This window comes from Streptomyces sp. NPDC030296 (genome assembly GCF_055572815.1).
Genome location: NZ_JBVICQ010000021.1, coordinates 34,669 through 47,875, shown reverse-complemented (window position 1 = coordinate 47,875; position 13,207 = coordinate 34,669). Strand labels below are relative to the sequence as shown.

Sequence of the window (13,207 nt, the reverse complement as noted above, 5' to 3'; positions counted from 1 at the left end):
GCTGTCACGGTTGAAGCCACCGCGGTCGTCACGACGCTCGAAGGAACGACCACCGCGGTCGAAGCCGCGCTCGTTGTCCCGACGGAAACCGCCCCGGTCGTCACGACGCTCGCCCCGGTTGTCACGGTTGTCGCGGCTGTCACGGTTGAAGCCACCGCGGTCGTCACGACGCTCGAAGGAACGACCACCGCGGTCGAAGCCGCGCTCGTTGTCCCGACGGAAACCGCCCCGCTCGTCACGACGCTCGCCCCGGTTGTCACGGTCGTCCCGGCGGAAACCGCCGCGGTCGTCACGACGCTCGTACGACGAGGAACGCCCGTACGACCCGCGCTCGGCCCGGTCGGTCCGCTCGAACCGCTCGGCCTTCTCGACGCGCTCGACGTCCTGCGCGGCCGGCTGCTCCGGCACGGACACCTCGGACAGCACCACGGCGTCGACAGCGGCGGCGGCCGCCTCGACGACGGCGGCACCCTCGCCCGTCTCCTCGGCGCGCGCCTGGGCGATCGCCGCCTCGGGGTCCTCGCCCCGCTCCCGCGCGGCACGCGCGGTCAGCCGGTCGGCCTCCTCGCGCAGCTCGGCGGCGCGACGCGTGGCCCGCTCCAACTGCTTGGTGAGGTGAGCGACCTCACGCTCGGCCTGCTGCGCGGCGTTGCCGGCGGACTCGGCCTGGACCTCGGTCATCGACCGGGCGCCGGTGATCTCGGCGACCTCCGGGTCGAAGGCGGCACCGCCCTGGATGATGTGGCGCCCGGCGTCGACGCCCGCGTCCTCCATGAGGCGGAAGATCTGGCGGCGCTGGTGCGGCAGGGACAGGGAGACGACCGTGCCCGTGCGGCCGGCACGCGCCGTGCGGCCCGCGCGGTGCAGGTAGTCCTTGTGGTCACCGGCCGGGTCCACGTTGAGCACCAGGTCGATGCCGTCGACGTGGATGCCGCGGGCGGCGACGTCGGTGGCGACGAGCGCGTTGACGTAGCCGTCCTTGAAGTCGGCCAGCGTGCGGGTGCGCGCGCCCTGGGTCATGCCGCCGTGCAGCGCGTCGGCCTTCACCCCGGCGTCGCGCAGCTGCTCGGCGATGCGGTCGGCGCCCAGCTGGGTGCGGACGAAGATGATGGTGCGGCCCTTGCGGGAGGCGATGGCAGCGGTGACCGGCGCCTTGTCCTTGGGCTTCACGATCAGGATGTGGTGGGACATCGTCGTGACGTTGCCCTGCGCGCTGTCGACCTCGTGCGAGACCGGGTCGACCAGGTAGCGCTTGACCAGCGTGGAGATCTCGTTCTCCATCGTGGCGGAGAACAGCATGCGCTGGCCGCCGGCCGGGACCTGGTCGAGCAGCTCGGTGACCTCGGGCAGGAAGCCCAGGTCGGACATCTGGTCGGCCTCGTCGAGGACGGCGACCTCGACGTTCTCCAGGGAGCAGGCGCCGCGGTTGATGATGTCGCGCAGTCGGCCCGGCGTGGCGACGAGGATGTCGACGCCGCGCTCCAGGGCGTAGATCTGGTTGCCCATCGACGTACCGCCGCAGACGACCTTCATCTTCAGGCCGACGACGTCGCCGTAGGGCTGGAGCGCGTCCGCCACCTGCATGGCGAGCTCACGGGTCGGGGTGAGGATGACCGCGCGGGGCTTGTGCTTCTCGGTGCGGCCACCGGCGAGACGCGCCAGGGTCGGCAGACCGAAGGAGAGGGTCTTGCCGGAGCCGGTGCGGCCACGGCCGAGGATGTCCTTGCCGGCCAGGGCGTCCGGGATGGTCGCGGCCTGGATCGGGAAGGGGACGGTCACGCCGTTCTGCGCGAGCTTGCGCACGACGCCCTCGGGGAGACCGAGGTCGGCGAAGGTGACCTGGGAGGTCTCCTCGACGATCTCGTTCTCGCCGTTCTCGGGCATGACGGCGTGATCAGAACTGGAAATGGACATGCGTATGCGAAACCTTCCGGAGTCTCGTCGGCACGCGCCCGTCAACTCCGTGATTCGCAATACGACCGCCTCTATGCGGTCAGCCACGGCAAGGGAGAGAACGCGCCACACGGCGCGCTTCTGCGTTGGCGCCGGGCAAATGAATCAAACGATCTATAACCATACGCACCCCCCACCCCTAAAGGCAAACCAAGCCAATACCCGCAGGTCAGAAGGCGATCAGTGGACCCCGGCTGGGAAAGCCAGACTCCTGGCCGACTTCACCGAGGAGAGGGGAAACCGCTGGCCAGGGGCCCTGTGGCGGCGTCGACGCCACCGCCTTCTCGGCCGGTGCCGGGGCAGCCGCCGTGCCGCCCTCGCACCCGTGTCGTCCGCCACACTCCCGCGGGCGCCGGAAGGCCACGGCGACCGCACAGACGGCGACGACAACCGCGCAGACGGCCATCACCCCGCAGGACGCGGCCACGATCACCCCGGCGACGCCCCCGCACGCCCCACAGCGGCACACAGCCGTCGCACCCGGCCGCTACGCCGCGTCCCCCGCCTCCGGCGCGGGCTCCCGTTCCATCAGCTGCGCCCCCTGCTCGTGCGCGGACGACGACGGCTCGGCCGACGGCTCCGGCGCCGGGGACTGCGCCGGGGGCGACGGCTCGGGCGGCTCCGGCGGGGCCGAGGAGGGCGCGGGCGTCGGCTCGCCCTTCGTCGGCTCCGGCACGGGGGGCCGCTTGCCGTCCCCCGTGCCCTTGCCGCCCTTCCCACCCTTCGGCGGCCTCGCCTTCTTGGGCGGCGCGGCCCTCTCGGAGGCCGCCGCCGAGGCGGAGGCCGACCGGGACGCCGAGGGGTCGGGCGAGCCCGAGGGACGCGGCTTGCCGCGCCCGACCTGGTACCCCGTGCCGCCCCCGCCCGTCACGGCGGTGCCCCCGTCCGGCCGCTCACCGCCCCGCTGCCCCGCGGAGGGCGAGGGGCCGGGGTGCTGCCCGCCGTCCCCCACGCTCATGCAGCCGGCGGCCGCGGCGACGGCCATGACCGTGGCGGCCAGGCGAACGGGTACGTACAAGGCGCGCACGGCGGCCACCTCCGTGGGGGGCGGAAAGAGGAGTCCCCCTGTTCAACTCCCGCCGCACACAAGAAGACACGCGCGGTACCGACCAGCCGGGCCACCGCCACCCCACGCCGGACCGACCCGCCGGGCCACCGGCCGCCCCACGCCGGAGCGGCCGCCCTGACCACCTGGCGGCCCCGGCCAGGCGGTCGTCCCTACCCGTAGCCCAGGGCGTGCAGCCGGGCGTCGTCGATGCCGAAGTGGTGGGCGATCTCGTGCACCACGGTCACCTCGGTCTCCGCGACGACGTCCTCCCGGCTCTCGCACATCCGCAGCGTCGGCCCCCGGTAGATCGTGATCCGGTCCGGCAGCACCCCCGCGTACCACTCCCCGCGATCCGTGAGCGGAGTCCCCTCGTACAGCCCGAGCAGCTCGGGGTCGTCGGCGGGCGGCTCGTCCTCGACGAACACCGCCACGTTGTCCATCAGCCGCGTCAGCTCCGGCGGGATCCGGTCCAACGCCTCGGCGACCAGTTCCTCGAACTCCTCGCGCGTCATCTCCAGCACAGGCCCATTGTCGGGCACGACCCGCGCGGACGTGAGATACGGGTCACAGGACGACCGCTGAGGTCACGCCCCGGAACCCGGCCCGGGCCCATTCCTCCGCATATCCCCCCACCCCCGTGGGCATACGGCCCCAATGGCCCGCGTCCCCGCCGCAACAGCCACCACCGTGACCGCCATCCGTACGACCCTGCGCCGCATCCGCCGCGCGCTGCCACCGGCCCCCCGGGCCACGACCCGCCGACGCCGCCCAAGCGACCCGCACCCGGCGCTCGAACCGGCGCGCCGGGGTCCAGGCCCCTGGGCCCGCGCGCTCGGGCTGGTCACCGTCGTCGTGGTCGGCGCCTGGCTCGGCCTGCTGGTCGTGGGCAACGTACGGACACCCGTCGGCCCCATGAACACCACGATGACGCTGCGTCCGTCGCTCACCGGCGGCACGAAGATCAACGTCTCACCGCTGGGCGCCCTGGAGCTGAGCAGTCACCACGCCCCCGTACGCCTCGACGTGAACGTGGACCAGCTCGACCCCGACCGCGCCCAGGCCCTGGTCGACCACCCCGAGCGGATCTCGGGCCTCCAGGACGAGATCGCGTCGGACGTCCGGCGCGGCACCCTGGACCTGGCCCTGCGGTCGGGCGTCGCCGTCGTCACGGGGGCGACCGCGCTGGGGCTCGCCGTCTACCGGCGCCCCCGCCGGGCCCTGGCCGCCGGCGGCCTGGCCCTCGGGCTGCTCGCGGCCTCCGGGGGCACCGCCGCCGCCACCTGGAACCCGAACTCGGTCCTGGAACCCAGGTTCTCGGGCCTGCTCTCCTCCGCGCCCTCCCTCGTCGGCAACGCGCGCAGCATCGTCACGGAGTTCGACGTCTACCAGAAGGAACTGGCACGCCTGGTGACGAACGTGACCAAGCTGTACGACGTCACGTCCACCCTCCCCGCGTACCAGCCGGACCCCACCACCATCCGCGTCCTGCACGTCTCCGACATCCACCTCAACCCCGCGAGCTGGAAGATCATCGCCTCGCTGGTGGAGCAGTACGAGATCAACGTCATCGTCGACTCCGGCGACACCATGGATCACGGCACCGCCGCCGAGAACGCCTTCCTGGACCCGATCGCCGACCTCGGGGCGCCGTACGTCTGGGTGCGCGGCAACCACGACTCCCGGGAGACCCAGCGCTATCTGAAGGGCATCGAGAACACGCACGTCCTCGACGGGGGCAAGGCGGTGAACGTGGGCGGGCTGCGCTTCGCGGGGATCGGCGACCCGCAGTTCACCCCGGACCGCTCCACGGACAAGGCGGGCCTGCCCTCGGAGGAGGCGGCCGGACAGCGGCTGGCGGGGGCGCTGCGCGCCCAGAAGGCGGCCGGCACGCCCGTGGACATCGCGATCGCCCACAACCCGGACGCCGCCCGCGAGACGGACGGGGAGGTCCCGCTCGTCCTCGCCGGACACCTCCACCACCCGGAGATGGAGATCCTGGACGAGGGCACCCGCCTGCGCATCGAGGGCTCGACCGGGGGCAGCGGGCTGCGCGCCCTGGAGGGCGACTACCCGGATCCGATCGAGACGTCGGTCCTGTACTTCGACCGCGACACCCATCGCCTCCAGGCCTGGGACGAGATCAAACTCGGGGGCCTGGGACTGACGACGGCCGAGGTCAGCCGCCACCTGCCGAAGGAGAACCAGCCGGGAGCACGCCAGTCCCCGTCCCCCTCCGGAACCCCATCGGGCACCCCGTCGGGCACCCCGTCCGGCACGCCTCCGAGCACGTCACCCGGCGGGGCGACCACCCGTTCCCCGGGCCGCCCGTAAACCGTTTTGGCGATACCTCCCGCCATCCCATATGCTTCTCACGTCCCCGACGCGCTGATGAAGCGCCCACGGCGGGCCGATAGCCCTCATCGTCTAGCGGCCTAGGACGCCGCCCTTTCAAGGCGGTAGCACGGGTTCGAATCCCGTTGGGGGCACGCAAGAACGTGTGCGACACTGTCGTACGCAACCTTGGTCCTGTGGAGCAGTTTGGAGTGCTCGCCACCCTGTCAAGGTGGAGGCCGCGGGTTCAAATCCCGTCAGGACCGCTCGGTGTTTCACGTGAAACACCGTGGCTGGGTAGCTCAGTTGGTACGAGCGTCCGCCTGAAAAGCGGAAGGTCGCCGGTTCGACCCCGGCCCCAGCCACACCGTATGAAAACCCCCTCCGGGTGACCGGAGGGGGTTTTCGTCGCTCATAGCGAGCCGTCGCTCGCACCGAGAACCATGGGGGGTTCTTGAGACGCATCACCAGGGGGATCGTGACGGCCGGTGCCGTTCTGTTCTCCACGTTCGCGATACCCGGCACGGCGCACGCCGCCGCACCGACGGTCAAGGAAGCGCGGAGCGACTCGGCCGACTGGTCGGTCATCGACGTACGGCTCAACCACGGCAGCGCTGTCGGTGAGGACGTCGAGAAGATCACCGCGACTCTCCGCCCGGTCGGCAGCGCCGAGTCGGAGACCCCGGTGGCCACCGTCACCGAGTTCAAGCAGACCTACTGGGTGAGCAGCTGGGAAGGCGTCTGGTCCTCCCCGCCCGTCCACCTGGACACCCTCGGCGACTACACGATCGACGTCGAGGCCACGACCAGCGGCGGCGAGACCACCGTCCGCAAGGACGCCGGGACACTGCGGTACCGCAAGCAGCCGGTCATCCAGGACTTCGCCGTCACGCCCACCCAGCCGACCATCGAGGACAGGACGGTCACGGTCAGCGGTGACATGGTCGTCCGCGACCCGAGCACCCGCGCCACCGAACCGCTGCCCAACGCCTCCGTGAACCTGAGGATCGGCCAGCAGATCGAGACGACCACCACCGCCGACGAGAAGGGGCACTTCTCCGTCTCCCGGCAGGTGGAGGAGGGCGGCTGGTCCTGGGCCACCTACCAGGGCGACCTCGGCTATGCCACCGTCCCCTGGGTGAGCATCGACCCGAAGGCCGCGCCCACCCGCCTCGTCCTCGACAAGGCGAGCTTCCACCCCATCTCCGGCGACAAGATCACCGTCACCGGCACGCTGGAGTACCAGAGCGGCGAGGCCTGGAAGCCGCTGTCCGGCATCCCGCTGGAGATGGACCACAAGGGCAGCAGCATCTCGAATCCCATCGAGGCGACCACCGGCACCGACGGCCGCTTCAGCTTCGTCGCCAGCCCCTATCAGAAGACCGTCTATGAGGTGGCCTTCCCGCCGTACCCGAAGAACCAGTGGATCCAGCGCACCGCGACCGCCGACGTCAAGGTGTCGGTCACGGCGACGACCAGGTTCCGCGAGTTCACGGCCTCGCTGGACGAGTACGCCGAGCTCAGTGTCTCCGGCATCCTCGGGGTCAACGGGGACGACCACGGCGAGCGGGTCGGTGTGGCCGTCCAGTACTCGCCCGACGGCAGGACCGGCTGGACCACCGAGAAGACCGTCAGGACGGGCTTCGACTCCCAGTTCCACACCACCCTGCCGGGCTACACGGACGGCTACTGGCGACTGAAGTACGCGGGTTCCACCACCTACGACGTCAAGGGCACCACCAGCAGCGTCCTGCGCAAGAACCGGGCCCTCACCCGGATCAAGAACGCCGACGCCTCGCCCGAGCCGGTCCGCAAGGGCCGGACCCTCACCGTCAAGGGCGTGCTCCAGGAGCGCAAGGCGGGCACCTCGACCTGGAAGGCGTACGGCTCCAAGAAGGTCCAGATCCTCTTCCGGCCCAAGGGCAAGAAGACCTGGTACCTGATGACGACCGTCACCTCGAAGTCCAACGGCTCCTTCAGCAAGGGCTTCACGGCCCAGCAGGACGGGACCTGGGTGCCGGTCTTCCTGTACCCCGACAGCAAGCATTTCGTCGGCAGCGGGAAAGAGGACTACGTCGAGGTGCGGTAACGCGCATCACAGACGCACAGCGAGGGGCGGACGCAAAAGCGTTCGCCCCTCGTTTCGTCGAGGTGAGATCCTGGACGGCGTATGTCTACGCCACCTGCCCCCGCCCTCGGCGCCCTCGCCCCCCGCCTGGCCGAGCTGTCCCTGCGCGACGCGCACCGGCTCGGGCGCAGGCTCGAAGGCGCGCGCAAGATCCGTAAGCCCGAGGCCCGGGCCGCCGTCCTCGCCGAGATCGAGGCCGAAGTCGCCAAGGGCGAGGCCCGCATGGCCGAGCGCGCCGCCCGCGTGCCGGCCGTCTCGTACCCCGAACAGCTGCCCGTCAGCCAGAAGAAGGACGAGATCGCGGCCGCCATCCGCGACCACCAGGTGGTCATCGTGGCCGGCGAGACCGGCTCCGGCAAGACGACCCAGATCCCGAAGATCTGCATGGAACTGGGGCGCGGCGTGCGCGGCATGATCGGGCACACCCAGCCCCGCCGGATCGCCGCCCGCACCGTCGCCGAGCGTGTGGCGGAGGAGCTGAACACCCCCCTCGGCGAGGCCGTCGGCTGGAAGGTCCGCTTCACCGATCAGGTCGACCAGGACGCGACCTTCGTCAAGCTGATGACGGACGGCATCCTGCTCGCCGAGATCCAGACGGACCGCGAGCTGCGCGCCTACGACACGATCATCATCGACGAGGCCCACGAGCGGTCCCTCAACATCGACTTCCTGCTGGGCTACCTCGCCCAGCTGCTCCCGAAGCGCCCGGACCTCAAGGTCGTCATCACCTCCGCGACCATCGACCCCGAGCGGTTCTCCCGTCACTTCGGCGACGCCCCGATCGTCGAGGTCAGCGGCCGTACGTACCCGGTCGAGGTGCGCTACCGGCCCCTCCTCGAAGAAGACTCCGACGACGCCGACCGCGACCAGATCACCGCCATCTGCGACGCGGTCGAGGAGCTCCAGGGCGAGGGCAAGGGCGACATCCTCGTCTTCCTCTCCGGTGAGCGCGAGATCCGCGACACTGCCGACGCGCTGATCAAGAAGAACTACCGCTTCACCGAGGTCCTCCCCCTCTACGCGCGGCTCTCGCACGCCGAGCAGCACCGCGTCTTCCAGCCGCACACCGGCCGCCGGATCGTGCTGGCCACCAACGTCGCCGAGACGTCGCTGACCGTCCCCGGCATCAAGTACGTCATCGACCCGGGCTTCGCCCGCATCAGCCGCTACAGCCACCGCACCAAGGTCCAGCGGCTGCCGATCGAGCCGATCTCCCAGGCCAGCGCCAACCAGCGCAAGGGCCGCTGCGGCCGTACGTCCGACGGCATCTGCATCCGCCTGTACACCGAGGACGACTTCAACGCGCGCCCGGAGTTCACGGACGCCGAGATCCTGCGAACGAACCTCGCCTCCGTCATCCTGCAGATGACCGCGGCCGGCCTCGGCGACATCGAGAAGTTCCCCTTCATCGACCCGCCGGACCACCGCAACATCCGCGACGGCGTCCAGCTCCTCCAGGAGCTCGGCGCGCTCGACCCCACGCAGAAGGACGTCCGCAAACGGCTGACCACGATGGGCCGCAAGCTCTCCCAGCTGCCCGTCGACCCGCGCCTGGCCCGGATGGTCGTCGAGGCCGACAAGAACGGCTGCGCCCGCGAGGTCATGGTCATCGCCGCCGCGCTGTCCATCCAGGACCCGCGCGAACGCCCCGCCGACAAGCAGACCCAGGCCGACCAGCAGCACGCCCGCTTCAAGGACGAGTCCTCCGACTTCCTCGCCTTCCTCAACCTGTGGCGGTACGTCCGCGAGCAGCAGAAGGAACGCGGCTCGTCGTCCTTCCGCCGGATGTGCAAGCAGGAGTACCTCAACTTCCTGCGCATCCGCGAGTGGCAGGACATCTACAGCCAGCTCCGCACGGTCGCCAAGCAGATGGGCATCCACCTCAACGAGGAGGACGCCCCCGAGCAGCAGGTCCACGTCTCTCTCCTGGCCGGCCTGCTGTCCCACATCGGCATGAAGGACATCAAGGACGGCGCGAAGAACGAGTACCTGGGCGCCCGCAACGCCAAGTTCGCGATCTTCCCCGGCTCGGCCCTCTTCAAGAAGCCCCCGCGCTTCGTGATGTCCGCCGAGCTCGTGGAGACCTCGCGCCTCTGGGCCCGTGTCAACGCGAAGATCGAGCCCGAGTGGGTCGAGCCGCTCGCCGAGCACCTGCTGAAGCGCACGTACAGCGAACCGCACTGGGAGAAGGACCAGGCGGCCGTGATGGCGTACGAGAAGGTCACGCTGTACGGCGTGCCGATCGTCGCCCAGCGGAAGGTGAACTACGGCCGCATCGACCCCGAAGCGAGCCGCGAGCTCTTCATCCGCAACGCGCTCGTCGAGGGTGACTGGCGTACGCACCACAAGTTCTTCGCCGACAACCGCAAGCTCCTCAGCGAGGTCGAGGAGCTGGAACACCGCGCCCGGCGCCGGGACATCGTGGTCGACGACGACACCCTCTTCGACTTCTACGACCAGCGGGTCCCCGAACACGTGGTGTCAGGCGCCCACTTCGACTCCTGGTGGAAGCGCAAGCGCCACGAGCAGCCCGACTTCCTGGACTTCGAGCGCGAGATGCTCATCCGGGAGTCGGCGGAGGCGGTCACCAAGGCGGACTACCCGGACTCCTGGCGCCAGGGGCAGCTCAAGTTCCGCGTCACCTACCAGTTCGAGCCGGGCGCGGACGCGGACGGCGTCACCGTCCACATCCCCCTCCAGGTCCTGAACCAGGTCACCGACGAGGGCTTCGACTGGCAGATCCCGGGCCTGCGCGAGGACGTGGTGACGGAACTGATCCGCTCCCTGCCGAAGCCGATCCGCCGCAACTACGTCCCGGCCCCCAACTACGCCAAGCGGTTCCTGGACCAGGCGGTGCCCCTCCAGGAACCGCTGACCGTCACGCTCGCCCGCGAACTCAAGCGCATGGTGGGCGTGCCCGTGGCCGCCGAGGACTTCGACTGGTCCCGCGTCCCCGACCACCTGAAGATCACCTTCCGTATCGTCGACGAGCGGCGCCGGAAGCTGGCCGAGGACAAGGACCTGGAGTCCCTGCGTCTCCGGCTGAAGCCGAAGGCCCGCAAGGCGCTCTCCCAGGCCGCCGCGGCGACCGCCGAACGCCAGGGCGGCGAGTCCCTGGAGCGCACGGGCCTGACGGACTGGACGATCGGTTCCCTCACCCGCGTCTTCGAGACCCGCCGCGCCGGCCAGCCCGTGAAGGCCTACCCGGCCCTCGTGGACGACGGCGACACCGTGTCCGTACGCCTCTTCGACACCGAGGAGGAGCAGTCGGAAGCGATGTGGAAGGGCACCCGAAGGCTCATCCTGCGAAACATTCCGGTCAACCCTGCGAAGTTCGCGAGCGAAAAGCTGACCAACGCGCAGAAGCTCGCTCTCTCGGCGAACCCGCACGGTTCGATCCAGGCCCTGTTCGACGACTGCGCGACGGCCGCCGCCGACCGGCTCATCGCCGACTTCGGCGGGCCGGCCTGGGACGAGGAGTCCTACCGCAAGCTCTACGACAAGGTCCGCGCGGAGATCGTCGACACCACCGTCCGCACGGTCGGCCAGGTCCAGCAGGTCCTCGCCGCCTGGCAGGCCTGTGAGCGCCGTCTGAAGGCCACGCGGAGCCCCGCCCTCCTGCCCAACCTCGCGGACGTACGCGGGCAGCTGGACGCCCTCGTGAAGCCGGGCTTCGTGACGGAGACGGGGCTGCGCCGCCTCCCGGATCTGATGCGCTATCTGGTGGCCGCGGACCGGCGGCTCCAGCAGATGCCGACGAGCGTCCAGCGGGACACCTCCCGCATGGAGAAGGTCCACGAGATGCGGGACGAGTACGCCTGGCTGCTGGAACAACTCCCCCAGGGGCGGCCCGTACCGTCCTCGGTCCTGGACATCCGCTGGATGATCGAGGAACTCCGCGTCAGCTACTTCGCGCACGCACTGGGGACGGCGTATCCCGTCTCCGACAAGCGCATCGTGAAAGCGATCGACGCGGCGGTGCCGTAGCCGTCATACTGTGACGAGCACTGCACGTCGGGTGAGTTCGACCAGGAGGCTCCCCCTCCTGTACAGTCTCTTCTCGCAGGCCAGCGCACACACGCTGACTGCGAAACCTGGTCCTGTGGAGCAGTTTGGAGTGCTCGCCACCCTGTCAAGGTGGAGGCCGCGGGTTCAAATCCCGTCAGGACCGCATTGATTCAAGGAGACCCGCATCCCCCAAGGATGCGGGTCTTTTTGCTGCGCCGGTCGCGACTGGGGGGAGCGACCAGGGGACGTGGGCGGCTGCGGCGCCGTGGGACGAAGGCCGGGCCGCAGCCGAAGCCATCAGGGGGGCGGGGAACTGCGCGAGGAACCACAACGCACACGCGGCCGCCAACGAACCCGCACCCCCCAACCCACTGGGCACCCAGCCCCCAGCGGACGCGTCGGGGCTTGACGGAGTCACATTCCACCGGTACCTCGGAAACAGGGCCCCAAGACCCCGGAGGTGGCGTATGGCGGCGTCCGCTCGGCACGAGACCCGCGCTCTGCTCCGCGCCCATCTGTCGGCCGCCTCCTCCTACCGCCACTTGACCCGGCACTGCCCGATCTGCCACCGGCTGCTGCGCCTGGCGACGGACACCGCGACGACGGGCATCCTGACGACGGACGCCCCCAGGGCCGGCGAGGACCACGCCGAGAGCCCCACGGAGGACGAGAGTCCCTCCAAGGCGTGAACGATGGTGTGAGCGCCGACGGGCGGGGAACGCACTCGGCGGAAGGGCGGGCCCACCTCAACTCCCGCCCCCTTTACCGCACGTGACTCGTGAGTAACAAGCTACTCGGCATGTGACGGGTGTCACTGTATAAGTTTCCGGAACGTGGGTTCTTACAGGTCTCCTACAACTGGTCAATTTAATATGTGCAATTGCACCAGCCTCCCGAGGCCCCCACAGGAGATCCGACAGCCCTCCCCAGAGTCCGACAGTCCCGCGCACAGACGGCCAGGCCCACGCACAAGTCGGCGCGCCGGACACCCGAAAGACCGGGCCCGGAGGCCCGGTCGTCCGCCCAAGCGCACAAAAAAGATCGCGCTGGACCCGGCGGAGTCCAGCGCGATCTGACGACGCACCCTTGTTGCTTGCCTCGCGAAACCCAGAACAGATGGAAGCTCTGGAAAGCTCTGTGTGGCTCGGGCGTGGGATCTGTTGGGGCAGAACCCGCGTCGCTTGGCGCTGTGTGAGCGGTTGAGCTGCGCTTTCAGGCGGCTCGGCTGATGGGGGGACCAGCCGAAATGCCCTGTTCTGCGGTGGTTCAGGCCTCGCTGCGCTGCTGCGGAATACCCGCGAGCAGTGCGCGGACCTCAGCCTCGCGGTAACGGCGGTGTCCGCCGAGCGTACGGATGGACGTGAGCTTGCCGGCCTTCGCCCACCGCGTGACCGTCTTGGGGTCGACGCGGAACATGGTGGCGACCTCAGCCGGGGTCAGCAGCGGCTCGGCATCAGGGGTGCGAGCGGTCATGAGCGGCCTCCTCGGGAGAACCGAACCTTCTCGGTTCTTTCCTCTAAATTCTGCACCTTGACCCGCGTTGCCCGAAATGGCGGACGCGAGTCGAGTCGGTTATAGGACGAACGGCTTGTCCTCGGCACTACAACTACACCATCTGTCCAGCCGCGTCGGCCAAACCGATGGAATTGCCCTCCCAGGTGTTCATCAGCGACGGATGCCGATGGACCATGCCATAGCGGACAGTCACGCCACTGTGACGATCAGTCACAGTGGCGTGC

Annotated in this window: 8 protein-coding genes and 4 tRNA genes; 8 read left to right on the top strand and 4 right to left on the bottom strand. The window is 69.8% G+C overall.

The annotated features are described in order from the left end of the window. The 3 genes from ACZ4Z3_RS38410 to ACZ4Z3_RS38400 all read right to left on the bottom strand — a co-directional run. Positions 1-1,914 (bottom strand): DEAD/DEAH box helicase (locus tag ACZ4Z3_RS38410; protein ID WP_468505397.1); only part of this gene is annotated, 1,914 nt, incomplete at its 3' end. Between the two features lie 526 nt (positions 1,915-2,440). Beyond that, positions 2,441-2,980, bottom strand: coding sequence for a hypothetical protein (locus ACZ4Z3_RS38405; RefSeq protein ID WP_468505396.1), 540 nt, complete (start codon positions 2,978-2,980; stop codon positions 2,441-2,443). Positions 2,981-3,171: 191 nt separating this feature from the next. Further along, positions 3,172-3,522 carry a metallopeptidase family protein gene (locus ACZ4Z3_RS38400; RefSeq protein ID WP_009327618.1) on the bottom strand — a complete coding sequence of 117 codons (351 nt, stop codon included), beginning with the start codon at positions 3,520-3,522 and terminating at the stop codon, positions 3,172-3,174. A gap of 133 nt (positions 3,523-3,655) precedes the next feature. On the opposite strand from ACZ4Z3_RS38400, the gene ACZ4Z3_RS38395 reads away from it, so the two are divergent. From ACZ4Z3_RS38395 to ACZ4Z3_RS38360, 8 genes are all read left to right on the top strand, one after another. After that, positions 3,656-5,332, top strand: a complete 1,677-nt coding sequence (locus tag ACZ4Z3_RS38395; RefSeq protein WP_468505395.1) for a metallophosphoesterase family protein — start codon at positions 3,656-3,658, stop codon at positions 5,330-5,332. Between the two features lie 82 nt (positions 5,333-5,414). Then, a tRNA-Glu gene (locus ACZ4Z3_RS38390) sits at positions 5,415-5,487 on the top strand. A 36-nt stretch (positions 5,488-5,523) separates the two neighbouring features. Continuing rightward, positions 5,524-5,598, top strand: a tRNA-Asp gene (locus tag ACZ4Z3_RS38385). Positions 5,599-5,623: 25 nt separating this feature from the next. Next, positions 5,624-5,697, top strand: a tRNA-Phe gene (locus ACZ4Z3_RS38380). A gap of 89 nt (positions 5,698-5,786) precedes the next feature. Beyond that, entirely contained in the window at positions 5,787-7,421 is a 1,635-nt protein-coding gene (locus tag ACZ4Z3_RS38375; protein WP_468505394.1) for a hypothetical protein, read from the top strand. An 81-nt stretch (positions 7,422-7,502) separates the two neighbouring features. Next, positions 7,503-11,447 carry an ATP-dependent RNA helicase HrpA gene (hrpA, locus tag ACZ4Z3_RS38370; protein ID WP_468505393.1) on the top strand — a complete coding sequence of 1,315 codons (3,945 nt, stop codon included), beginning with the start codon at positions 7,503-7,505 and terminating at the stop codon, positions 11,445-11,447. Positions 11,448-11,556: 109 nt separating this feature from the next. Next, positions 11,557-11,631, top strand: a tRNA-Asp gene (locus tag ACZ4Z3_RS38365). Between the two features lie 304 nt (positions 11,632-11,935). Then, the gene (locus ACZ4Z3_RS38360) at positions 11,936-12,157 is read left to right on the top strand and encodes a DUF6274 family protein (RefSeq protein ID WP_468505392.1); all 222 of its coding nucleotides are present in this window, start codon (positions 11,936-11,938) and stop codon (positions 12,155-12,157) included. 577 nt (positions 12,158-12,734) lie between these two features. Here the strand turns inward: ACZ4Z3_RS38360 and bldC are convergent. Further along, entirely contained in the window at positions 12,735-12,941 is a 207-nt protein-coding gene (bldC, locus tag ACZ4Z3_RS38355) for a developmental transcriptional regulator BldC (protein ID WP_003949541.1), read from the bottom strand. Positions 12,942-13,207 lie beyond the last annotated feature (266 nt).